The organism is Modestobacter sp. SSW1-42 (genome assembly GCF_046635825.1).
Lineage (GTDB): Bacteria > Actinomycetota > Actinomycetes > Mycobacteriales > Geodermatophilaceae > Modestobacter.
In genome coordinates this window covers 483,596-505,668 of sequence record NZ_JBISCA010000002.1, presented here as the reverse complement: position 1 = coordinate 505,668, position 22,073 = coordinate 483,596, and the positions used below count along the sequence as shown (strand labels likewise).

25 protein-coding genes are annotated in these 22,073 nt (G+C 75.4%); 19 read left to right on the top strand and 6 right to left on the bottom strand.

Features of this window, described 5'->3' with window-relative positions; all coding sequences use genetic code 11:
• The first annotated feature begins 60 nt into the window (after positions 1-60).
• The gene (gene truA / locus ACGBYP_RS07625; RefSeq protein ID WP_411582686.1) at positions 61-924 is read left to right on the top strand and encodes a tRNA pseudouridine(38-40) synthase TruA; all 864 of its coding nucleotides are present in this window, start codon (positions 61-63) and stop codon (positions 922-924) included.
• Between the two features lie 17 nt (positions 925-941).
• Here truA and ACGBYP_RS07620 read toward each other — a convergent pair whose 3' ends face one another.
• Together ACGBYP_RS07620 and ACGBYP_RS07615 are read right to left on the bottom strand one after the other, a co-directional pair.
• Positions 942-1,607 (bottom strand): NAD(P)H-binding protein, encoded by a 666-nt coding sequence (locus ACGBYP_RS07620; RefSeq protein WP_411582684.1) that lies wholly within the window; start codon positions 1,605-1,607, stop codon positions 942-944.
• A 9-nt stretch (positions 1,608-1,616) separates the two neighbouring features.
• Complete coding sequence (locus ACGBYP_RS07615; RefSeq protein WP_411582682.1) at positions 1,617-2,228, bottom strand: molybdenum cofactor guanylyltransferase; 612 nt, start codon at positions 2,226-2,228, stop codon at positions 1,617-1,619.
• A gap of 42 nt (positions 2,229-2,270) precedes the next feature.
• On the opposite strand from ACGBYP_RS07615, the gene fdhD reads away from it, so the two are divergent.
• Positions 2,271-3,101, top strand: coding sequence for a formate dehydrogenase accessory sulfurtransferase FdhD (fdhD, locus tag ACGBYP_RS07610; protein WP_411582680.1), 831 nt, complete (start codon positions 2,271-2,273; stop codon positions 3,099-3,101).
• Positions 3,102-3,141: 40 nt separating this feature from the next.
• On the opposite strand, the gene ACGBYP_RS07605 is transcribed toward fdhD, so the two are convergent.
• Genes ACGBYP_RS07605 through glp form a run of 3 tightly spaced genes read right to left on the bottom strand, consistent with a single transcriptional unit; the run spans position 3,142 to position 5,314 of the window.
• Entirely contained in the window at positions 3,142-3,642 is a 501-nt protein-coding gene (locus ACGBYP_RS07605; RefSeq protein WP_411582678.1) for a molybdenum cofactor biosynthesis protein B, read from the bottom strand.
• Positions 3,639-4,112 carry a cyclic pyranopterin monophosphate synthase MoaC gene (gene moaC / locus ACGBYP_RS07600; RefSeq protein WP_411582676.1) on the bottom strand — a complete coding sequence of 158 codons (474 nt, stop codon included), beginning with the start codon at positions 4,110-4,112 and terminating at the stop codon, positions 3,639-3,641. The genes ACGBYP_RS07605 and moaC overlap by 4 nt, the downstream gene beginning before the upstream one ends.
• Complete coding sequence (gene glp / locus ACGBYP_RS07595; protein ID WP_411582674.1) at positions 4,109-5,314, bottom strand: gephyrin-like molybdotransferase Glp; 1,206 nt, start codon at positions 5,312-5,314, stop codon at positions 4,109-4,111. The genes moaC and glp overlap by 4 nt, the downstream gene beginning before the upstream one ends.
• An 87-nt stretch (positions 5,315-5,401) precedes the next feature.
• Between glp and ACGBYP_RS07590 the strand changes: the two genes are divergently transcribed.
• From ACGBYP_RS07590 to tsaD, 15 genes are all read left to right on the top strand, one after another.
• A complete protein-coding gene (locus tag ACGBYP_RS07590) occupies positions 5,402-5,935 on the top strand; it encodes a beta-class carbonic anhydrase (RefSeq protein ID WP_411582672.1) in 534 nt (177 codons plus the stop codon).
• Between the two features lie 153 nt (positions 5,936-6,088).
• Positions 6,089-6,532 (top strand): 50S ribosomal protein L13, encoded by a 444-nt coding sequence (gene rplM / locus ACGBYP_RS07585; protein ID WP_237496094.1) that lies wholly within the window; start codon positions 6,089-6,091, stop codon positions 6,530-6,532.
• On the top strand, positions 6,529-6,948 hold the full coding sequence (gene rpsI / locus ACGBYP_RS07580; protein ID WP_411582670.1) for a 30S ribosomal protein S9: 420 nt from the start codon (positions 6,529-6,531) through the stop codon (positions 6,946-6,948). Before rplM ends, rpsI begins: the two co-directional genes overlap by 4 nt.
• A 22-nt stretch (positions 6,949-6,970) precedes the next feature.
• The gene (glmM, locus tag ACGBYP_RS07575) at positions 6,971-8,314 is read left to right on the top strand and encodes a phosphoglucosamine mutase (protein WP_411582668.1); all 1,344 of its coding nucleotides are present in this window, start codon (positions 6,971-6,973) and stop codon (positions 8,312-8,314) included.
• A 105-nt stretch (positions 8,315-8,419) separates the two neighbouring features.
• Positions 8,420-10,282, top strand: a complete 1,863-nt coding sequence (glmS, locus tag ACGBYP_RS07570; RefSeq protein WP_411582666.1) for a glutamine--fructose-6-phosphate transaminase (isomerizing) — start codon at positions 8,420-8,422, stop codon at positions 10,280-10,282.
• Positions 10,283-10,411: 129 nt separating this feature from the next.
• The gene (locus tag ACGBYP_RS07565) at positions 10,412-10,786 is read left to right on the top strand and encodes a holo-ACP synthase (RefSeq protein ID WP_411582664.1); all 375 of its coding nucleotides are present in this window, start codon (positions 10,412-10,414) and stop codon (positions 10,784-10,786) included.
• Positions 10,783-12,210 carry an NAD(P)H-hydrate dehydratase gene (locus ACGBYP_RS07560; protein WP_411582662.1) on the top strand — a complete coding sequence of 476 codons (1,428 nt, stop codon included), beginning with the start codon at positions 10,783-10,785 and terminating at the stop codon, positions 12,208-12,210. The genes ACGBYP_RS07565 and ACGBYP_RS07560 overlap by 4 nt, the downstream gene beginning before the upstream one ends.
• A gap of 28 nt (positions 12,211-12,238) precedes the next feature.
• On the top strand, positions 12,239-13,393 hold the full coding sequence (gene alr, locus ACGBYP_RS07555) for an alanine racemase (RefSeq protein ID WP_411582660.1): 1,155 nt from the start codon (positions 12,239-12,241) through the stop codon (positions 13,391-13,393).
• A complete protein-coding gene (locus ACGBYP_RS07550) occupies positions 13,390-14,583 on the top strand; it encodes an alpha/beta fold hydrolase (protein WP_411582658.1) in 1,194 nt (397 codons plus the stop codon). Before alr ends, ACGBYP_RS07550 begins: the two co-directional genes overlap by 4 nt.
• 9 nt (positions 14,584-14,592) lie before the next feature.
• Positions 14,593-15,219: a uracil-DNA glycosylase gene (locus tag ACGBYP_RS07545; protein WP_411582656.1), complete on the top strand. Its 627-nt coding sequence runs from the start codon at positions 14,593-14,595 to the stop codon at positions 15,217-15,219.
• Positions 15,216-15,668: a tRNA (adenosine(37)-N6)-threonylcarbamoyltransferase complex ATPase subunit type 1 TsaE gene (tsaE, locus tag ACGBYP_RS07540; protein WP_411582655.1), complete on the top strand. Its 453-nt coding sequence runs from the start codon at positions 15,216-15,218 to the stop codon at positions 15,666-15,668. Before ACGBYP_RS07545 ends, tsaE begins: the two co-directional genes overlap by 4 nt.
• A 65-nt stretch (positions 15,669-15,733) precedes the next feature.
• Positions 15,734-16,294 carry a Rho termination factor N-terminal domain-containing protein gene (locus tag ACGBYP_RS07535; protein WP_411582653.1) on the top strand — a complete coding sequence of 187 codons (561 nt, stop codon included), beginning with the start codon at positions 15,734-15,736 and terminating at the stop codon, positions 16,292-16,294.
• A 20-nt stretch (positions 16,295-16,314) separates the two neighbouring features.
• Positions 16,315-16,944 carry a tRNA (adenosine(37)-N6)-threonylcarbamoyltransferase complex dimerization subunit type 1 TsaB gene (gene tsaB, locus ACGBYP_RS07530; protein WP_411582651.1) on the top strand — a complete coding sequence of 210 codons (630 nt, stop codon included), beginning with the start codon at positions 16,315-16,317 and terminating at the stop codon, positions 16,942-16,944.
• Positions 16,945-16,961: 17 nt separating this feature from the next.
• Positions 16,962-17,384, top strand: coding sequence for a ribosomal protein S18-alanine N-acetyltransferase (gene rimI, locus ACGBYP_RS07525; protein ID WP_411582649.1), 423 nt, complete (start codon positions 16,962-16,964; stop codon positions 17,382-17,384).
• Positions 17,377-18,414: a tRNA (adenosine(37)-N6)-threonylcarbamoyltransferase complex transferase subunit TsaD gene (gene tsaD / locus ACGBYP_RS07520; RefSeq protein WP_411582648.1), complete on the top strand. Its 1,038-nt coding sequence runs from the start codon at positions 17,377-17,379 to the stop codon at positions 18,412-18,414. Before rimI ends, tsaD begins: the two co-directional genes overlap by 8 nt.
• A gap of 31 nt (positions 18,415-18,445) precedes the next feature.
• Here tsaD and ACGBYP_RS07515 read toward each other — a convergent pair whose 3' ends face one another.
• Entirely contained in the window at positions 18,446-19,690 is a 1,245-nt protein-coding gene (locus tag ACGBYP_RS07515) for a class I SAM-dependent methyltransferase (protein WP_411582647.1), read from the bottom strand.
• A gap of 204 nt (positions 19,691-19,894) precedes the next feature.
• Here ACGBYP_RS07515 and groES point away from each other — a divergent pair, with 204 nt between their 5' ends.
• Positions 19,895-20,203 carry a co-chaperone GroES gene (gene groES, locus ACGBYP_RS07510; protein WP_411582646.1) on the top strand — a complete coding sequence of 103 codons (309 nt, stop codon included), beginning with the start codon at positions 19,895-19,897 and terminating at the stop codon, positions 20,201-20,203.
• A 161-nt stretch (positions 20,204-20,364) separates the two neighbouring features.
• On the top strand, positions 20,365-22,002 hold the full coding sequence (gene groL, locus ACGBYP_RS07505) for a chaperonin GroEL (protein ID WP_411582645.1): 1,638 nt from the start codon (positions 20,365-20,367) through the stop codon (positions 22,000-22,002).
• The last annotated feature ends 71 nt before the right edge of the window (positions 22,003-22,073 follow it).

The following is a 22,073-nucleotide window of genomic DNA, read 5'->3' as shown; positions in this document are numbered from 1 at the left end:
CCGGTGGCGAGCCCGAGGTCGACCCCAAGTGACCTCGACCGTCTCCTGACGGTCCGCTCCGTGGAGCACCCGAACGCCGACGAGCCCGCCACCGACACCGGTGGCGGGCTCGTCCGCGTCCGCCTGGACATCTCCTACGACGGGACGGCGCTGCACGGCTGGGCCCGCCAGCCCGGCCAGCGCACCGTCCAGGGCGAGCTGGAGCTGGGTCTGGCCACGGTGCTGCGGCGGGACGTCGACCTGACCGTCGCCGGCCGCACCGACGCCGGGGTGCACGCCACCGGCCAGGTCGCGCACACCGACCTGCCACCGGCGCTGCTGGAGCAGCACGCCGGCAAGCTGGTCCGCCGGCTGCGCGGGGTCCTGCCGGCCGACATCGCCGTCACCGGCGTGCGGGTGGTCAGCGACGACTTCGACGCCCGGTTCGCCGCGCTCGCCCGGCACTACGTCTACCGGCTGACCGACTCCGAGGCCGGCCCCCCGCCGCTGCGGCGCGCCGACACCGCCGCCTGGGCCCGCCGGCTCGACGCCGGTCGGATGCGGGTCGCCGCCGCCCTCCTGCTCGGACAGCAGGACTTCGCGGCGTACTGCCGGCGGCGCGAGGGCGCCACGACGATCCGCACCCTGCTGCAGCTCGACGTCGACCGGCACGACGAGGTCATCGAGATCCGCGCGTCGGCGGATGCGTTCTGCCACTCGATGGTGCGCAGCCTGGTCGGCGCGCTCATCGCCGTCGGCGAGGGCCGCCGCGAGCCGGGGTGGCCGGCGTCCCTGCTGTCGCTGACCAGCCGCGCCAACGACGTCCCGGTGGCCCCGGCCGGGGGGCTGACGCTCGTCCGGGTCGACTACCCGGACGACGCGCAGCTGGCCGCCCGCACGCTGGTGACCCGGGCCAAGCGGTCGACGGACCCGACCGCCGGCTGACCCCGCGGCCGGGCACGTCAGGGGAGGGCGGCGACCGCCTCCGCGACCGGGGTGTCACCGGCCAGCAGCTCGACGACGAGCCCGTCCTGCGGGTGGTCCAGCAGCTCGAGCAGGACCGCGGCGACGTCGTCCCGCGGGACCTCCCCGTGCTCGGTGACGTGCTCGAGCCGCACCCGGCCGGTGCCCGGGGCATCGGTGAGGCTGCCGGGGCGCAGGACCATCGGGGACAGGCCCGCGCGGGACAGCACGTCGGTCTCGGCCGCGAGCTTGGCGCGCAGGTAGGCGACGAAGACCTCGTCCATCCCCTCGGGGGTGGCGCCGTCGGCGACCTGCTCGACGCCGATGGAGGACACCAGCAGGTAGGGCCGCACGCCGGCGGCCTCCGCGGCCTCGGCGAGCAGCACGGCGGCACCGCGGTCGACGGTGTCCTTGCGGGCGATGCCGCTGTTCGGCCCGCCCCCGGCGGCGAAGACCACGGCGTCGGCACCAGCGACCACCGCGGTGACGTCCGCGACGGAGGCCTGCTCGAGGTCCAGCACGACGGGCTCGACACCGTCGGACTCCAGGTCGGCGCGGTGGTCGGGGTTGCGGACGATGCCGACGGCGGTGTCCCCCCGGCCGCTGAGCAGCCGGCCGAGGCGGCGGGCGATCTGTCCATGGGCTCCTGCGATGACGACGCGCATGCCCGCCGCCTACCCGGCGGGCGGCCCCGGCAGTCGCCCGGCCGCCGACGCGCGCGCCCGGGCCAGCTCGGCGGGGGTGTCGCAGTCGGTCCACGGTGCCGGCTCCCCGGCGGGCACGAGCGGGCGGTGGCGGGTGACGGTCAGCGGGGCCAGGACGCCGCGCAGCGGCGCGTGCGGGCGCGCCCCGGCCGCGGCGGCCCGCAGCGACGCCGTCCGCCAGACGCCGAGCAGCAGCTGGTCGCGGCCGGTCTCGTCGACGACCAGCACCCCGTCGCCGTCCAGCCGTTCCCGCAGCTCGTCGACCAGGTCGCGGGTCACGAACGGCAGGTCGGCCGCGAGCACGGCGACCACCTCGGTGCCGGGCGCCACGGCGGCCAGGCCCGCGGCCAGCGCCGGCACCGGGCCCCCTCCCGGCGGCGCCTCCCGCACCAGCAGGACGCCGTCCGGGACGAGCTGCGGCGGGCCGACGACGATGCGCTGCCCGGCGCCCTCGACCGCGGTGAGCACGGCGGCCAGCATGGTGCGCCCGCCGACGTCCAGTTGCGGCTTGGGCTGCCCGCCCAGGCGGGCCGACCGGCCACCGGCGAGGACGACGGCGGCGAAGGGCGGCGGCGTGCTCATGCGGGGAACGGTAGGGCGCGAGTGGTGAGTACCGTCGGGCACGTGGGACGAGTGACCAGCCGCACCCCGGTGCTGCGCATCCGAGGCGACGTGCACACCCGGCGACCGGACACGGTCGCCTCCGAGGAACCGCTGGAGATCCGGCTCGACGGCACGCCGCTCGCGGTCACCATGCGCACCCCGGGCGACGACTTCGACCTGGTGCACGGCTTCCTCACCACCGAGGGGGTCATCTCCTCGGCCGCCGACATCGCCGGACTGCGCTACTGCAACTCCGTGGACGACGAGGGGCGCAACACCTACAACGTCGTCGACGTCGACCTGGCGCCCGGCGTCGAGGCCCCGGACACCGCGCTGGACCGGAACTTCTACACGACCAGCTCCTGCGGCGTCTGCGGCAAGGCCAGCATCGACGCCATCCGCACGAAGACCGCCTACGACGTCGCCGCCGACGACACCCGGTTGACCCTGGAGACGCTGCTCGCGCTACCGGACCGGCTGCGCGCCGCCCAGCAGGTGTTCGACAAGACCGGCGGGCTGCACGCGGCCGGGCTGTTCACCGCCGACGGGGAGATGGTCGCCCTGCGCGAGGACGTCGGCCGGCACAACGCGGTGGACAAGGTCGTCGGCGACGCCGTCCGCGAGGGCCGTGTGCCCCTGGCCGGGCACGTGCTCATGGTCAGCGGCCGGTCGTCGTTCGAGCTGACGCAGAAGGCCGCGATGGCCGCCGTCCCGGTGCTGGCCGCGGTGTCGGCGCCCAGCTCGCTGGCCGTGGAGCTGGCCCAGGAGGTCGGCGTCACCCTCGTCGGGTTCCTGCGCGGCGACGGCTGCAACGTCTACACCCACCCCGAGCGCCTGGTCCTGCCCGACTAGTGGAGTCCCAGGGCGCGGAGAACGCACCCCTGGGACTCCGTCAACCGGTGTGGTCGCCGCCGCGGAGCTGGCTGACCACGTGCGGCAGCAGCGGGCCGAGCACGGCCAGCCCGTCGCGCACCCCGCCGGTCGAGCCGGGCAGGTTGACGATCAGCGTGCGGCCCGCCGTCCCGGCCACCCCGCGGGACAGCACCGCCGTCGGCACCGTCGGCTCGCCGTAGCGGCGCACGGCCTCGGCCAGCCCGGGGGCGTCCCGCTCGAGCACGGCCCGGGTCGCCTCCGGCGTGACGTCGGTGGGCGACAGGCCGGTGCCGCCGGTGGTCAGGACGACGTCCGCGCCGCCGGCCACCGCCGCCCGCAACACCTCGGTGAGCGCGGCGACGTCGTCGGGGCGCACGTGCGGACCCTCGACGTCGAAGCCCATCGCGCGGAGCCCCGCGGCGAGCACCTGGCCGCTGCGGTCCTCGTAGACCCCGGCCGAGGCCCGGTTGGACGCGGTCACGACCACGGCGCGGGCCCCGGCGGGCAGCGGGGTGCTCACCGGACCCAGTCGCCCTTCTTGCCGCCGGACTTCGACAGCAGCCGGACGTCGGTGACCGTGGCCCGCGGGTCGACGGCCTTGACCATGTCGATCACGGTGAGCCCGGCGACGGCGACGGAGGTGAGCGCCTCCATCTCGACGCCGGTGCGGTCGGCGGTGCGGGCGGTCGCGGTGATCTCGACGGCCTCGTCGGTCACCTGGAGGTCGACCGTCACCCCGTGCAGGGCGATCGGGTGGCACAGCGGGACCAGGTCCGGCGTCCGCTTGGCCCCGGCGATGCCGGCGATCCGGGCCACGGCGATCGCGTCGCCCTTGGGCACGCCCTCGCCGCGCAGCAGCGCCACGACCTCGGGGCTGACCAGCACCCGCCCGGCCGCGGTGGCGACCCGTGGGGTGACGGCCTTGGCGGTCACGTCGACCATCCGGGCGGCGCCGGACTCGTCGAGGTGGGTCAGTCGGGTCTCGCTCACTGCAGCGCTCCTTCGATCAGGACGACGGCGACCTGCGCGCCCTCGGGGAGTTCGGTGACGTCCTCGGGGACGACGACCAGGCAGTTGGCCCGCGCCAGGTGGGCGACCAGGTGCGAGCCGGGACCACCGACCTGGTCGACGACGGCGCCGTCGAAGCGGCCGCGGAGGAACTGGCGGCGTCCGGCGGGGGAGCGCAGGGGGGCGGTGAGCCGCGCGGTGGTGCGCAGCCGGTCGGGGGAGGCGTGGCCCAGGGCCCGGCGCAGCGCGGGGCGCACGAAGACCTCGAAGGACACGAACGAGCTCACCGGGTTGCCCGGCAGGGTGACCACCGGGACGCCGTCCACGGTGCCGGCGCCCTGCGGGCCGCCGGGCTGCATGGCGACCTTGCCGAACTCGACGGTGCCGAGCCCGCGGAAGGCGTCCTTGACCACCTCGTAGGCGCCGGCGCTGACCCCGCCGCTGGTGACCAGGACGTCGGCCCAGGACAGCTCGGCGCGCACCGTGGCCATGAACTGGTCCACGTCGTCGGGGACGAAGTGCAGCGTGCGCGCCTCGCCGCCGGCCTCGGTGACGGCGGCGGCCAGCAGCACCGAGTTGGACTCGTAGATCTGGCCCGTCGCCAGCGGCCGGCCGGGCTCGACCAGCTCGCTGCCGGTCGAGAGCACCAGCACCCGCGGACGGCGGCGCACGGGGACGGTCGCGTACCCCACGGCCGCGGCCAGCCCGAGCTGCGCGGCGCCCAGCGCCGTCCCGGCGGGGAGGGCCAGCTCGCCGGCGTGGATGTCCTCGCCGGCGTGCCGCAGGTGCGTGCCCGCGGCCGGGGAGCTGGTGATCGTGACGACGTCGGTGGCCGCGTCGGTGCGCTCCACCGGCACGATCACGTCGGCGCCGGCGGGGACCGGGGCGCCGGTCATGATCCGGTGGACGGTGCCCGGCTGCAGGGCCGGGACGTCGGTGCGGCCGGCCGGGACGTCCTCGGCCACCGGCAGCCGCACGGGGGAGGCCTCACCGGCCCCGCCGACCTCGGCGTGCCGGGCGGCGTAGCCGTCCATCGCCGAGTTGGTGAACCCGGGCAGCCCGACCAGCGCCGGCAGGTCCCGGGCCAGCACCCGTCCGGCGGCCGCGGCCAGCGCGACCTCCTCGACCGGCAGCGGGGCGAGCAGCCCGGCGACCACGGCCTGGTGTTCCTCGACGGTGCGCACGCCCCCATCCTCACCGATGGGGGCACCGGGACGGACGGCGCGTGGCGTTACCGTGCACCCGCACACGGCGAGGAGAGGGTGGTGGCGATGAGCGAGATCGACCAGATGCTGGCGGCCAACGGCGCGTGGCTCGCGGAGTTCCCCGGGGAGCTCCCGGTCGCCCCGGCGCGCAAGGTCGCCGTCGTGGCCTGCATGGACTCCCGGATGCCGCTGTTCGGCCTGCTCGGGCTGGCCGTCGGCGACGCCCACGTCATCCGCAACGCCGGCGGCGTGGTCACCGAGGACACCCTGCGCTCGCTGACCATCTCCCAGCACCTGCTGGGCACCCGGTCGGTGGTGCTGGTGCACCACACCGACTGCGGTCTGCAGAAGACGACCGACACCGACCTGGCCGACGTCGTCGAGCGCGCCACCGGGTACCGGCCGCCGTGGGTGGCGCAGGCGTTCACCGACGTGGACGAGGACGTGCGGGAGTCGATGCGGGTGATCCGCCGGACGCCGTACCTGCTGTCCACCGAGGTCCGGGGCACGGTCTACGACGTCGGCACCGGTCGGCTGCGCGAGATCGAGGACCCTGCCGCCCCCCAGCCCCTGCAGCAGGGCCGGGGACCGGCGTCCTAGCTCGCTGGTACTGTTCTCGGTTGGTGCGCGACGCCGGCTGGTGCGCGCGTGTCCGGGGCCCGGTCTCTCGACCGGACAAGCCCAAGTCTCCCGTGCTCGGTGAGGCGATCCCACCAGCCACCCGCCAGACGACGACGAAGGACAGTGAGCCTCGTGCGCACGTACACCCCCAAGCCCGGTGACATCACCCGGGCCTGGCACGTCATCGACGCCACCGACGTGGTGCTCGGTCGACTCGCCAGCCAGACCGCGATCCTGCTGCGCGGCAAGCACAAGCCCCAGTTCGCCCCCCACGTGGACGCCGGTGACTTCGTCGTCATCGTCAACGCGGGCAAGGTGGCGCTGACCGGCTCCAAGAACGACCGGAAGCTCGCCTACCGGCACTCCGGCTACCCGGGCGGCCTGACGACGATCAACGTCGGCGACGAGCTGAAGACGCGCCCCGACCGCACCGTCGAGCGGGCGATCAAGGGCATGCTGCCGCACAACTCGCTGGGCCGGCAGATGCTCTCCAAGCTCAAGGTCTACGCCGGGCCCGAGCACCCGCACGCCGCCCAGCAGCCCCAGCCCTTCGAGATCAAGCAGGTGTCCCAGTGACCAGCGCCCAGACCATCACCGACGCCGACGGGCGTCCGATCCAGACGGTGGGTCGCCGCAAGGAGGCCATCGTCCGGGTGCGCCTGCTCCCCGGCACCGGCCAGTTCCGGCTCAACGGCCGCACCATCGAGAACTACTTCCCCAACAAGGTGCACCAGCAGCTCATCCGTGAGCCGTTCGTGATCCTGGAGAAGGCCGACCAGTACGACGTCGTCGGCATCCTGCACGGTGGTGGCGTCTCCGGTCAGGCCGGTGCGCTCCGCCTGGCGATCGCCCGCGCGCTCATCGAGATCGAGGCCGACGACCGCCCGGCCCTCAAGAAGGCCGGCTTCCTCACCCGCGACCCCCGCGTCGTCGAGCGGAAGAAGTACGGCCTGAAGAAGGCCCGCAAGGCGCCCCAGTACTCCAAGCGCTGACGCGCCGGCGGCACGTCCTCCCATGGGACGCCTCTTCGGAACCGACGGCGTCCGTGGCCGGGCCAACGCCGACCTGACGCCGGAGCTGGCCATGTCCGTGGCCCGCGCCGCCGCCAGCGTGCTCTCCGACCGCGACGGGACCTCGCGTCCCGTCGCGGTCGTGGGGCGCGACCCCCGCGCGAGCGGGGAGATGCTGGAGGCGGCCGTGGTCGCGGGCCTGGCCAGCGCCGGCGCCGAGGTCCTCCGCGTCGGGGTGCTCCCCACCCCGGCCGTGGCGTACCTGACCGGGCGCACGGACGCCGACCTCGGCGTGATGATCTCGGCCAGCCACAACCCGATGCCCGACAACGGCATCAAGCTCTTCAGCCGGGGCGGCCACAAGCTGCCCGACGCGCTGGAGGCCTCGATCGAACGGCGGGTCGCCGGCCTCGAGCCCGACGACCACCGCCCCACCGGTGGTGGGGTCGGCCGCGTGCGCGACCTCACCGGCGCGGCCGAGGACTACATCGACCACGTGCTCTCCGCCCTGCGCCAGCCGCTGCGGGGCCTGCGCGTCGTCGTCGACTGCGCGCACGGTGCCGCCTCCCGCTGCGCCCCCGAGGTGTACCGGCGGGCCGGCGCCCAGGTGCACGTCATCGGTGGTGAGCCCGACGGCTGGAACATCAACGACGGCATCGGCTCGACCCACCTGGGTCCGCTGAAGGACGCCGTCGCCCGGCACGGCGCCGACATCGGCATCGCCCACGACGGCGACGCCGACCGCTGCCTGGCGGTCACCGCCGACGGCGACGTCGTCGACGGCGACGCGATCCTGGCCATCTGTGCCCTCGCCCTGCACGAGAGCGGCAACCTCACCGACTCGACCGTCGTGGCCACCGTGATGAGCAACCTGGGCTTCCACCACACGATGCGCGAGGCCGGCATCACCGTCGCCACCACCGCGGTCGGCGACCGCTACGTGCTCGAGGCGCTCCGCTCCCGCGGGCTGTCGCTGGGCGGCGAGCAGAGCGGCCACCTGGTCTTCCTCGACTGGGCGACCACCGGCGACGGGCTGCTCACCGGGCTGGCCCTGCTGTCGCGGATGAGCGCCACCGGCGCGTCGCTGGCCGAGCTGGCCTCCGTGGTGCACAAGCTGCCGCAGATCCTGGTCAACGTCCCGGTCGCCGACCGGCTGGCCGTCGCCGCGAGCGACGAGGTCGCCCGTGCGGTGAACGAGGTCGAGGCCGAGCTCGGCGACACCGGGCGGGTGCTGCTGCGCCCGTCGGGCACCGAGCAGCTGGTCCGGGTGATGGTCGAGGCCCCCACCCAGGAGCAGGCCGACGCCGTCGCCGCACGGCTCGCCGCGGTCGTCGCCGCCGCCTCCTGAGCCCGGGTCCGGGCGTCCCCCACGGCGGCCGGACCGGCGACGGGTGACCACCGTCCCCCCGCCGGGTGAGCGGCGTACGCCGTCCGCGGCGGTATCGTCGCCAGAATGTGCGGCATCGTGGGGTACGTCGGCCCGCAGAACTCGTTGGACGTCGTCCTGGAGGGGCTCCGCCGGCTGGAGTACCGGGGCTATGACTCGGCCGGGGTGGCCCTGCTGACCGAGGGGCGGCTGAGCACGGCCAAGAAGGCCGGCAAGCTCGCCAACCTCGAGAAGGTGCTGGCCCAGGAGGAGCTCCCGCCCTCGACCATCGGCATCGGCCACACCCGGTGGGCCACCCACGGTGGGCCCACCGACCGCAACGCGCACCCGCACGTCTCCGCCGACGGCACCGTGGCGGTGATCCACAACGGGATCATCGAGAACTTCGCCCCGCTGCGCGCCGAGATCGAGGCGACCGGGATCGAGTTCGCTTCCGAGACCGACACCGAGGTCGTCGCCCACCTGCTGGCCGCCGTCTACCGCGACACCCCGGCCGGGCCCGACCGGCTGGCCGAGGCCATGCGGGTGGTGAGCCGCCGGCTCGAGGGCGCCTTCACCCTGGTCGCCACCCACACCGCCGAGCCCGACCGGCTGGTCGCCTCCCGCCGCAACAGCCCGCTGGTCGTCGGCGTCGGTGAGGGCGAGTACTTCCTCGGCTCCGACGTCGCCGCGTTCATCGGGCACACCCGCACCGCGCTCGACGTCGAGGAGGACCAGGTCGTCCTGCTCGACCGCACCGGGGGCGTCACCGTCACCGGCTTCGACGGCACCGTCGTCGAGCCGCGCACGCGCACCGTCGACTGGGACGCCGCCGCCGCCGAGAAGGGCGGCTACCCCTGGTTCATGCTCAAGGAGATCGCCGAGCAGCCCCAGGCCATCGCCGACACCCTGCTGGGCCGCCTCGGCGAGTCCGGTGAGCTGGTGCTCGACGAGGTGCGCCTGTCCGACCAGGAGCTGCGCGACGTCGACAAGGTGTTCGTCGTCGCCTGTGGCACCGCGTACCACGCCGGGCTGATCGCCAAGTACGCCATCGAGCACTGGACCCGCATCCCGGTCGAGGTCGAGCTGGCCAGCGAGTTCCGCTACCGCGACCCGGTGCTGGACCGGTCCACGCTGGTCGTGGTCATCAGCCAGTCCGGCGAGACCATGGACACCCTGATGGCGCTGCGGCACGCCAAGGAGCAGAAGGCCCGCGTGCTGGCCATCTGCAACGCCAACGGCTCGACCATCCCGCGCGAGTCCGATGCCGTCCTCTACACCCACGCCGGCCCCGAGGTCGCCGTCGCCTCGACCAAGGGGTTCCTCACCCAGGTCGTCGCCTGCTACCTGGTCGGCGCGTTCCTCGCCCAGGTCCGCGGGGTCAAGTACGCCGACGAGGTCTCCGCCATCGTCGACGAGCTGCGCGCGCTGCCCGCCGCCGTCACCCGGGTGCTGGAGCAGATGGAGCCGGTCCGCGAGCTGGGCCGTTCGCTGGCGACGGAGGGCACGCTGCTGTTCCTCGGCCGCCACGTCGGCTACCCGGTCGCCCTCGAGGGCGCGCTCAAGCTCAAGGAGCTGGCCTACATCCACGCCGAGGGCTTCGCCGCCGGCGAGCTCAAGCACGGCTCGATCGCGCTCATCGACCAGGGCACCCCGGTCGTGGTGATCGTGCCCTCGCCGCGCAGCCGCGGGTCGGTGCACGCCAAGGTGGTCTCCAACATCCAGGAGGTCCGCGCCCGCGGAGCCCGCACGATCGTGATCGCCGAGGAGGGCGACGACGACGTGCTGCCCTACGCCGACCACGTCATCCGGGTGCCGCGCACGCCCACGCTGCTGGCCCCGGTGGTCACCACCGTGCCGCTGCAGGTGCTGGCCTGCGAGATCGCCGACACCCGCGGCCTGGACGTCGACCAGCCCCGCAACCTGGCCAAGTCCGTCACCGTCGAGTAGCCGCCTGTCCGCCGCAGACGGTGATCAGGTGACCTGATCACCGTCTGTCCTCCCGCACCAGCGTTGTCGAGGGAGGACAGACGTTGGTGCAGGGGGACGGCGGTCCCGGTCGCGGGGCAGACTGGCGGGGTGATCATCGGGGTCGGCATCGACGTCTGCCCGGTCGAGCGGTTCGCCGCCTCGCTCACCCGCACGCCGGGCCTGCGCGACCGGCTGTTCACCGCCGCCGAGCAGCGCACCCCGTCGGGGGCCGAGCGCACCGGGGAGTCCCTGGCCGCCCGGTTCGCGGCCAAGGAGGCGCTGGCCAAGGCGCTCGGCGCCCCGGGGGACCTGCACTGGCACGACGCGGAGGTGGTGGTCGGCGAGCGCGGCCGGCCGTTCCTCGAGGTGCGCGGCACCGTCGCACGCCGGGCCACCGAGCTGGGGGTCACCTCCTGGCACGTGTCGCTGAGCCACGACGGGGGCATCGCCTCGGCCGTGGTCATCGCCGAGGGGACGTCGTGAACGGGCTCTACACCGCAGCGCAGCTGCGGCCCGCCGAGCGGGCGCTGCTGGCCGGTCTGCGCCCGGACACCCTCATGCAGCGCGCCGCCACCGGTCTGGCCACGGTCTGCGCCGGCCTGCTCGGCCGGGTGGCCGGCGCCCGGGTGGTGCTGCTCGTCGGCCCCGGCGACAACGGGGGTGACGCGCTGCTGGCCGGCGCCCGGTTGGCCGCCCGCGGCGCGCAGGTCCGCGCCGTCCTGCTGTCCCCGGAGCGGGCGCACGCCGGGGGACTGGCCGCGCTGCAGCGGGCCGGCGGGCGGGTCGTGGACGCCGAGGGCGCCGGGCTCGAGCGGGCCGACCTCGTGCTCGACGGCATCGTCGGGATCGGCGGCACCGGGCCGCTGCGCCCCGCGGCCGCCGCGCTCGTCGCCCGGGCCACCGCCGGGCCGGGACTGCTGGTCGCCGTCGACGTCCCCAGCGGCGTCGCGGCCGACACCGGCGAGGTGCCCGGCGCGGCCTTCGCCGCCCAGCACACGGTCACCTTCGGTGCGCTCAAGCCCGGACTGGTGGTCGGCGCGGGCCGCGGCCTGGCCGGCACCGTGCACCTGGTCGACATCGGCCTGGGCGCGGTGCTGCCGGAGCCGGACGCCGTCCAGCTCACCGACGGCGACGTCGCCGCGCACCTGGACGCCCCCGCGGCCGGCGACGACAAGTACTCCCGCGGCGTGGTCGGCGTCCTCGCGGGCTCCGCCACCTACCCCGGTGCCGGCGTGCTCTGCACCGGGGCCGCGCTGCGCACCCGCCCGGGCCTGGTCCGCTACGCGGGCACCGCGGCCGCGGGCGTGCGCGCCGCGTGGCCGGAGGCGATCGTCACCTCCGGCCGACCAGCGGACGCCGGCCGCGTGCAGGCCTGGGTGGCCGGGCCCGGCATGGGCACCGACGACGACGCGCTCAGCGTGCTCACCGAGGTGCTGGCCACCGACCTGCCGGTCGTGGTGGACGCCGACGGGCTGACCCTGGTCTCCCAGCACCCCGGGCTGGTGCACGACCGCGGCGCCCCCACGGTCCTCACCCCGCACGACCGCGAGTTCGCCCGGATCTTCGGCGACGTGGGCACCGACCGGATCGCCGCCGCCCGCCGGGGTGCGGCCGAGCTGGGCTGCACGGTGCTGCTCAAGGGCGACGCCACCGTGGTCGCCGAGGCCGCCGGCCGCACGTTCGTCAACGCCACCGGCACGCCGTGGCTGGCCACCGCAGGCACCGGCGACGTGCTCGCCGGCGTCCTCGGTGCGCTGCTGGCGACCGGGCTGCCCGCCGCCGAGGCCGCGGCGGCGGCGGCCCACCTGCACGGCCGCGCCGGGCAGCTGGCGGCCGAGCGCGGTCCGCTGATCGCCGGTGACCTGGTCCGCCGCCTGCCGGAGACGATCGCCCGGCTGCGCCGTTGACCGCCGGGGCTCTGGGAGAGTGGTCGGCGTGACGCAGCTGCAGCGGGGGCTCGACCACCGTGCCGAGGTGGTGGTCGACCTGGACGCCATCGCGGCCAACGTCGCCGTCCTGCGCGAGCGGGTGGGCCGGCCGCTGATGGCGGTGGTCAAGGCCGACGGCTACGGGCACGGCATGCTCCCCGCCGCGCGCGCCGCGCTGGCCGGCGGTGCCGACCGGCTCGGGGTCGCCGTCGTCGAGGAGGCGCTCGCCCTGCGCGCCGGTGGGGTCACCGCACCCGTGCTGGCCTGGCTCAACGGGCCGGGCGAGGACCTCACCGCCGCCCTGGCCGCCGACGTCGAGGTGTCGGTCAACGCGGAGTGGGGCCTGGCCGAGGTCGTCGAGGCCGCCCGGGCCACCGGCCGGACGGCGTCGGTGCACCTGTTCGCCGACACCGGCCTCTCCCGCGAGGGCGCCACCCCGGCCGACTGGCCCGGGCTGGTGGCCGCCGCCGCCCGCGCGCAGGCCGACGGCGACGTGGTCGTCTCCGGGCTGTGGAGCCACCTCGCCTCCGCCGACGTCCCGGGCTCGCCCGCGGTCGGGGCGCAGGTGCGGGTGTTCGACGAGGCCGTCGCCCTCGCCCGCGCGGCCGGGTTGACCGACGCCGTGCGGCACCTGGCCAACTCCGCCGCCACGGTCGCGCTGCCCGAGACCTGGTACGACCTCGTCCGCCCCGGGGTGGCGATCTACGGCCTGGACCCGCTGGGCGGTGACCCGGCGGCGCACGGCCTGCGCCCGGCGATGACCGTGCAGGCGCGGGTCGCGCTGACCAAGCGGGTGCCGGGTGGGGTCGGCGTCTCCTACGGCCACAGCTACACCACCGGCGGGGAGACCACGCTCGCCCTCGTGCCGGTCGGGTACGCCGACGGTGTCCCGCGCGCCGCCGGGAACGTGGCCCCGGTGCTCGCGGCCGGGGCCCGGCGCACCATCGCCGGCCGGGTCTCGATGGACCAGTTCGTGCTCGACGTGGGCCAGGACCCGATCGCCCCGGGCGACCCGGTCGTGCTGTGGGGTCCGGGCACCGACGGCGAGCCGACCGCGCAGCAGTGGGCCGACGCGGTCGGCACCATCCACTACGAGCTGGTGACCCGCGTCGGCGGGCGCTTCCGCCGCCGGCACGTCGGCACCGCCGGGGTCCTGCGATGACCCGGCACCCGCTCGCCGACCACCACCTGGGCCGCACCGCGGGGCTCATCGGCGCCGTGGTCGGGCTGGCCGCCGCCGGCACGGCCATCGGGGTCGCGGTCACCCGGTCGGCCACCTCGGCGGTCCGCGCCGGGCAGCTGGCCGGCGCGGCGGGGGACGACGGCCGTGAGGTGGGCGACGTCCCGGCCGCGGAGCTGCGCGAGCAGGACCCGCTGGGCCTGCAGAGCCGCCCGGCCGACCGCACGGCGGTGGTGCACGCCGACGACGGTGTGCCGCTGTCGGTGGAGGAGGTCGGCCCGGCCGACGCCCCGCTGACCGTCGTCCTCGTCCACGGCTACGCCCTGTCGATGGCCTCGTGGACCTTCCAGCGCCGCAACCTGGGGGCCGAGCTCGCCACCGCCAACGGGCACCGGCCGCGGGCGCGGCTGGTCTTCTACGACCAGCGCGGCCACGGCTCCTCGGGCCGCGGGCCGGCCGACCACTCGACGATGGAGCAGCTGGCCGCCGACCTCGAGTCGGTGCTCACCGCCCGGGTGCCGCGCGGCCCGGTGGTGCTGGTCGGGCACTCGATGGGCGGCATGACGGTGCTCGCCCTCGCCCAGCGCCGGCCGGAGCTGTTCGGCAGCCGGGTGGTGGGCGTCGCGCTGGTCTCCACGTCGTCGGGCAACCTGGCCGACCTGGACCTGGGGCTGCCGCACCTGCTCACCCGGGTGCGCACCGCGGTCATCCCCGTCGCCGCGTGGACCATGCGCCGCCGTCCCGCGCTCGCCGAGCACACCCGCCGGCTGGCCCGGGGCATCGTCTCCGCGGCCACCTGGTCGCTGTCGTTCTCCTCCACCGACGTCGACCCGGCGCTGGGCCGGTACGTCGACGCGATGATCGGCGGCACGCCGGTCGACGTGATCGCGGAGTTCTACCCGGCCATCGCCGGCCTCGACGCCGGCGGGGCGATCGAGCCGCTGCGCCGGGTGCCCACGCTGGTGCTCACCGGCGACGCGGACAAGATGATCCCGAAGGCGCACAGCGAGCGGATCGTCGAGCAACTGGAGGCCGGCGGGTCGGGCCCGGTGCGCTTCGTCGTCGTCCCGGACGCCGGTCACCTGGTGCTGCTGGAGAGGCCGGACGAGGTCACCGCGGCCCTGTCGGAGCTGCTGCGGGCGGTCGGGGCGGGCCGGGCCGAGCGCCCGTAGGGTGGGCACGTGGCCGCTCCCCGACCGCCCCGCCTCGACGCGGCCGCCGACGAGGTCGCCCGCACCGCCGCCCTCGCCCCCGACTGGGCCGCGCTGGCCACCGTCGCCCGCTCGTGCGTGGCCTGCCCCGAGCTGGCCAGCACCCGCCGGCACGTCGTCGTCGGTGACGTGCCGGCCACCGGCCGCCCGCGGCTGGTGATCGTGGGGGAGGCCCCCGGTGCGACCGAGGACGAGACCGGCCGGCCCTTCGTGGGGAAGAGCGGTGCGCTGCTCGACCAGCTGCTCACCGAGGCCGGGCTGGACCGCGCCGAGTGCGCCGTCCTCAACATCGTCAAGTGCCGCCCCCCGGCGAACCGGACGCCGAAGACGCCGGAGGTCGCCCGGTGCAGCGGCTGGCTGCGCCGCCAGCTGGAGCTGCTCGACGCCGGCACGGTGCTCGCGCTGGGGCTGTCGTCGGCGAAGTGGTTCCTCGGCCCCAGGACCGTGCTCGGCCAGGTGCGCGGCCGCCCGCACGAGGTCGACGGGCGGGCCGTGTGGGTCACCTACCACCCGTCGGCGGCGATCCGCTTCGGCCCGAACGGGGCGCCGCGGGCCGCGCTGGCCGCCGACCTCGCCACGATCGCGGGCACGCTGTGAGGCGCGAGCGAGAGCTGCCCACGGTGGCCGACACCCAGGCGTTCGGCCGCGAGCTGGCCGACCTGCTGCGCCCCGGCGACCTCGTCGTCCTGGCCGGTCCGCTGGGGGCGGGCAAGACGGCGCTGACCCAGGGCATCGGCGCCGGCCTGGGCGTGCGGGGGCCGGTCACCTCGCCGACCTTCGTGCTGGCCCGGGTGCACCGGGGCGGGCGGGTGCCCCTGGTGCACGTCGACGCCTACCGGCTGGGCAGCATGGCCGACGTCGACGACCTCGACCTGGACGCGACCGCCGAGGAGGCGGTCACCGTCGTCGAGTGGGGCCACGGGCTGGCCGAGCAGCTGGCCGACGAGCACCTGGTCGTGGAGCTCGACCGCCGCGACGACGACGTCCGCACCGCCCGGCTCGTGCCCGTCGGCCCCGGCTGGGAACAGCGGATCGCGCACGACTGAGCGGCATGCCGCCGGTCGGTCCGGGTAGTCGTCCGTCGACGTCCACCCCGACCGAGGAGGAACCGATGGCGACCGACGACAAGCCGCTCGAGGACATGAAGGTCGACGAGCTGCGCGACGTGGCGCGAGAGGAGGGCGTCAAGGCGCCCTCGTCGAAGAACAAGGGCGAGCTGGTCGACGCGATCAGCGACAGCACCGACGGCGGGTCGGACACGGCCTCCGACGACGACCTGGGCGCCGGGCCGGACGGCGGCGAGGTGCGCACCGGGGACAAGAACTCCAAGAGCCTGGAGTACTCGCAGAACATCACCTCGACCGACGAGGACCCCGAGCGGCAGGGCCGCAGCCTGGTCACCACCCACCACGAGGTCATCCGCGAGTGGGCCGAGGCGCGCGGCGGCCGGCCGGCGACCGTGCCGAACAGCGAGTACGACGGCCGTCCGGGGCGGCTGCGGATCCACTTCGACGAGCAGAACGGCCAGCTCGTCGACATCAGCTGGGACGACTGGTTCCGCACCTTCGACGAGCGCCGGCTGAACTTCATCTACCAGGAGGACCACACCGACGGCCGGCCGAGCACCTTCTTCCGGCTGGAGAACCCCGACACCGAGGGACAGGGCGTCTGACCCGCCTAGGCTCGTCGGTCGTGCTGGTCCTCGCCCTCGACACCGCCACCCCGACCCTCGTCGTCGGCGTGGCGCGGTGGACGCCCGACGGCGCGACCGAGGTCCTGGCCGAGCGGGCCGTGGAGTCGGGCAACCGGCACGCCGAGCTGCTCACCCCGGCGGTGCGCGAGGTGCTCGCCGAGGCCGGGGTCGCGATGGCCGACCTGGACGCCGTGGTCACCGGGCTGGGCCCGGGCCCCTACACCGGCCTGCGGGTCGGCATCGTCACCGCGGCGGCGTTCGGTGACGCCCGCGGTCTGCCGGTGCACGGCGTCTGCTCGCTCGACGCCATCGGCAGCGGCGCCCGCTCGGTGGTCACCGACGCCCGCCGCAAGGAGGTCCACTGGGCCACCTACGACGTCGCCGGGGCCCGGCTCACCGGCCCCGGCGTGGACCGGCCCGAGGAGGCGCCGGTCGCCGCCCCGGTCGTGGGCGACGCGCGGTTCGCCGAGCGGTTGGGCCACCCGGTCACCGCCGCCGACGTCACCACCGCCGGGCTGCTCCGCGCCGCCGCCCCGCTGCTCGGCCACCCGCCGGCGCCGCTGGAGCCGCTGTACCTGCGCCGCCCCGACGCCGTCCCGAACGTGACCCGCAAGGCGGTCAGCCAGTGACGGTCGAACTGCGGCCGATGACGCGCGAGGACCTCCGCACGGTCATGGTCCTGGAGGAGGAGCTCTTCGCCCCCGACACCTGGACCCGGGCGATGTACCTGGAGGAGCTGGGCATGACCGACACCCGGCACTACCTGGTGGCCGTCGACGGCACCGACGTCGTGGGCTACGCCGGGCTGATCGCCTACCCGGACGAGGCGCACATCGCCACCATCGGGGTCACCGGCTCCCGGCAGGGCGAGGGGACCGGCGGGCGGTTGCTGGACGCGCTGCTGGCCGAGGCCGACCGGCGTTCCGTCCCGGTGGTGCTGCTGGAGGTCCGCGCCACCGACGAGGCCACCCAGGGGCTGTACGCCCGCCGCGGGTTCGTCCCCATCGGCGTCCGGCCGAACTACTACCCGTTGAGCGGCGAGGACGCAGTGGTGATGAAGCGTGGCTGAGCAGCCGCTGGTGCTGGGGTTCGAGACCTCCTGCGACGAGACCGGCATCGGCCTGGTCCGCGGGCGGACCCTGCTGTCCGACGCGCTCGCGACCTCCATGGCCGAGCACGAGCGCTTCGGCGGGGTGATCCCCGAGATCGCCAGCCGAGCGCACCTGGAGGCGATGGTCCCCACGGTGCACCGCGCGCTGGCCGACGCCGGGGTCACCGCCTCCGACGTCGACGCGGTCGCCGTGACCGCCGGCCCGGGGCTGACCGGTGCGCTGCTGGTCGGCGTCGCGGCGGCCAAGGCGTACGCGCTGGCGCTCGACGTCCCGCTGTACGGGGTCAACCACCTGGCCGCGCACGTCGCCGTCGACGAGCTGGAGCACGGCCGGCTGGCCGAGCCCTCGATCGCGATGCTGGTCTCGGGCGGGCACAGCTCGCTGCTGCTGGTGCCCGACCTCGCCCAGGACGTGCAGGAGCTGGGCCGGACGGTCGACGACGCCGCGGGGGAGGCCTTCGACAAGGTCGCCCGGGTGCTGGGCCTGCCCTTCCCCGGTGGTCCGCCGATCGACCGGGCCGCCGCCGAGGGCGACCCGTCGGCCATCCGGTTCCCGCGCGGCCTCACCGGCCCCCGCGACGCCCCCTACGACTTCTCCTTCTCCGGCCTGAAGACCGCCGTGGCCCGCTGGGTGGAGGCGCGCGAGCGGGCGGGGGAGCCGGTGCCGGTCGCCGACGTCTCGGCGTCCTTCCAGGAGGCGGTCGTCGACGTGCTCACCGCCAAGGCGGTGCGGGCCTGCCGCGACCACGGCGTCGACCACCTGGTCATCGGCGGCGGGGTCGCGGCCAACTCCCGGCTGCGGGCGCTGGCCCAGGAACGCTGCGACGCCGCCGGCATCGTGCTGCGGGTGCCCAGCCGCCGGCTGTGCACCGACAACGGCGCCATGGTCGCCGCGCTCGGCTCCCGGCTGGTCGAGGCCGGGGTGGCGCCGTCGGCGATCGACCTGGGCGCGGACAGCTCGCTCCCGATCGAGGTCGTCAGCCGCTGACCCCCGAGGACGGAGACGGCCACGTCCGCCCTCAGGTGGGCGGGCCGCACACCAGCACGGTCGGGGCGCCGGCGACGCGGGTGACGACGACGACCGCCGTCCCGTCACCGGGACCGCGCAGCTGGCGGACCAGGGTCTCCGGCTCGATCGCGGACCCGCGCTTCTTGACCACCACCCGCCCGACCCCGCGGGAGCGCAGCAGCGCCTTGAGCTTCTTGAGGTTGAACGGGAGCACGTCGGTGACCGGGTACGAGGTGACCCAGGGGGAGTCTCCGGGCCGGTCGGAGGTCAGGTAGGCGATCGTCGGGTCGACCAGGTCCGCCTCCAGCTCCCGCCCGGCCAGGGACACCAGACCGGAGCGGATGACGGCCGGGTCGGGCTCGTGCAGCCAGCCGCGCACCGGGCCGTCGGGGGCCGGGCCGGGGTCGGCGTCGGCGGTCAGCTCGTGCACGGCGCCGTCCCGGGAGACGACGGTCGCCCGCCGCCAGGTCGTCGACGGCGCGCGGCCCCACAGCAGCGCCTCGACGATCGAGCCGCCGACCGACACCCACTCGGCCTCGACCCCGGCCGGCACCCGGTCGTGGTCGAGCCCCGGTGCCACCTTCACCGCGCAGGTGGGGACGGCGTCCAGCAGGGCCTGCACCGTCGACCAGGGCGGCGACCACCGGTCGGGGTCGAGCTGGCGCTTCCCGCCGGAGCGCCGGGCGGGGTCGAGGACGGCGGCGTCGCAGCCGGCCACCCGGCCCCCCTCGGCGGCGGCGACCAGCGCGACGGCGTCCCCGGCCACCACCTCCACCCGGTCGGCGAGGCCGAGGGCAGCGGTGTTGAGCGCGGTCAGCTCGCGGGCCACCGGGTCGAGGTCGACGGCGAGCACCCGGGCGCCGCCCCGCGCGAGCGCGACCGTGTCGGTGCCGGCGGCGCACCCCAGGTCGACGACGCTCGCGGCGCCGCCGGCCAGCAGCCGGGCGGCACGCCGGTCGGCGAGCACCGGCCGGCCTGCCTGCTCCAGGGCGTCGGAGGTGAACAGCAGCCGGTCGGCGTCGGCGCCGAACACCGGCCGGGCGCGCTCGCGCTGCCGGGCGATGCCCCAGGCCGGGCCGGCGAGCTCCACGCCCACCTCGGCGCGCAACCGGCTCAGCGCGCTCACCGCGTCGGTGCGGGCGGCCAGCAGCTGCCCGGCCCGGGTGAGCGCGGCGGCGCCGGCCGGGGTGGCCAGCGAGCGCAGCTGGCGCACGGTCTCCGCGCCCTGGTCGGCGGGCTCGAGGTCGCTGGACACCCGCACAGCCTGGCGCACCACCGTCCAGCCGAGCGGGTGACCCCGGTTGAGCGGCTGGCACTCACGTGGGTAGAGTGCCAATCGACACGAGCTGCAGCCTGACCCCCGCGACGGCAGGCCCGGCCCCCGTGCCACAGCATCAGCACCACCGCAGTACCGCACCATCCACCGGAAGCCCGTCCGACAGTGAAGGGGGCGTCACCTGTGACGACCGCTACCAAGGTCAACATCAAGCCGCTCGAGGACCGGGTCGTGGTCCAGGCCAACGAGGCCGAGACCACCACCGCCTCTGGCCTGGTCATCCCGGACACCGCCAAGGAGAAGCCCCAGGAGGGCACCGTCATCGCGGTCGGCCCCGGCCGGGTCGACGACAACGGCAACCGGGTCCCGCTCGACGTGAACGTCGGCGACGTGGTCATCTACTCGAAGTACGGCGGCACCGAGGTGCGCTACGGCGGCGAGGACTACCTCGTCCTCTCCGCGCGCGACCTGCTCGCCGTCGTCACCAAGTAGAGGACCTCGTCCCACCCCACGACGCGCTTCGCACGCCGCGGGCCCCTGGGACGAGGCCGTTCCAGCACGTCACTTCCGCCCCGGCGACCCGATCCACCGGGTCCCGGGGCGGTCGTCGTCTGCCCTCGCACTCCCCGCGACACCCTGAGAGAGGTCTGGCAATGGCCAAGATCATCCTGTTCGACGAGGACGCCCGGCGCGCCCTCGAGCGTGGCGTCGACAAGCTCGCCGACGCCGTCAAGGTCACCCTCGGCCCCCGCGGCCGCAACGTGGTCATCAACAAGAACTTCGGTCCGCCGACGATCACCAACGACGGCGTCACCATCGCCCGTGAGATCGAGCTCGAGGACCCGTACGAGAACCTCGGCGCGCAGCTGGCCAAGAACGTCGCCACCAAGACCAACGACGTCGCCGGCGACGGCACCACCACCGCCACCGTGCTGGCCCAGGCCCTGGTGCACGAGGGCCTGCGCAACGTGGCCGCCGGGGCCAACCCGATGGCGCTGGGCGCCGGCATGCGCGCCGCCGTCGACGCGGTCTCCGCCGCGCTGGACGCCGTCGCCATCCCGGTCGACGACCGCAAGGCCATCGCCGGCGTCGCCACCATCTCCGCCCAGGACGCCGAGGTCGGCGAGCTGATCGGCGAGGCGATGGAGCGGGTCGGCAACGACGGCGTCATCACCGTCGAAGAGGCCAACGGCATGACGACCGAGCTGGACGTCACCGAGGGCCTGCAGTTCGACAAGGGCTACCTCTCGCCGTACTTCGTCACCGACTCCGAGTCGATGGAGGCCGTGCTCGAGGACGCCCTCGTGCTCCTGGTCAGCGGCAAGATCAGCGCGCTGTCCGACCTGCTCCCGCTGCTGGAGAAGGTGCTCTCGACCGGCGGCCGCCCGCTGCTGATCGTGGCCGAGGACGTCGAGGGTGAGGCGCTGTCGACCCTGGTCGTCAACTCCATCCGCAAGACGATCAAGGTCGTCGCGGTCAAGTCCCCGTACTTCGGTGACCGCCGCAAGGCGTTCATGACCGACCTCGCCGTCGTCACCGGTGGCCAGGTCGTCAGCGAGGACATCGGCCTGTCCCTGGACTCCGTCGGCCTCGAGGTGCTCGGCACCGTCCGCCGGGTCACCGTCACCAAGGACGACACCACCATCGTCGACGGTGGCGGCACCTCCGGTGCGATCGCCGACCGGGTCGCCCAGATCCGCAACGAGATCGAGGCAACCGACTCCGACTGGGACCGCGAGAAGCTGCAGGAGCGGCTGGCGAAGCTGGCCGGCGGCGTCGCGGTGATCCGGGTCGGCGCGGCCACCGAGGTCGAGATGAAGGAGAAGAAGTTCCGCATCGAGGACGCGATCAACGCGACCCGTGCGGCGGTCGAGGAGGGCGTCGTCCCCGGTGGTGGCTCCGCGCTGGTGCACGCCGCCGCGGCCATCGACGAGCTCACGCTCACCGGTGACGAGCAGATCGGTGCGCGCTCGGTCCGCCGGGCCATCGACACCCCCCTGGCGCTGATCGCCTCCAACGCCGGGTTCGAGGGGCCGGTCGTCGTCGGCCGCGTCCGCGAGCTCGGTGCCGGGCAGGGCTTCAACGCCGCCACCGGCGAGTACGGCGACCTGGCTGCCCAGGGCGTCATCGACCCGGTCAAGGTCACCAAGGCGGCGCTGTCGCACGCTGCGTCGATCGCCTCGATGGTCCTGACGACCGACTCGGCGATCGTGGACAAGCCCGCCGAGGAGGAGTCCGAGGGTGCCCACCACACCCACGGGCACGGCGGCGGGCACGGCCACAGCCACTGAGGGAGGACCGTCCGGCCGGGTGACACCCGGCCGGCCGGGGACCCCTGCACACACGAGAGGGCCCGCCCCCC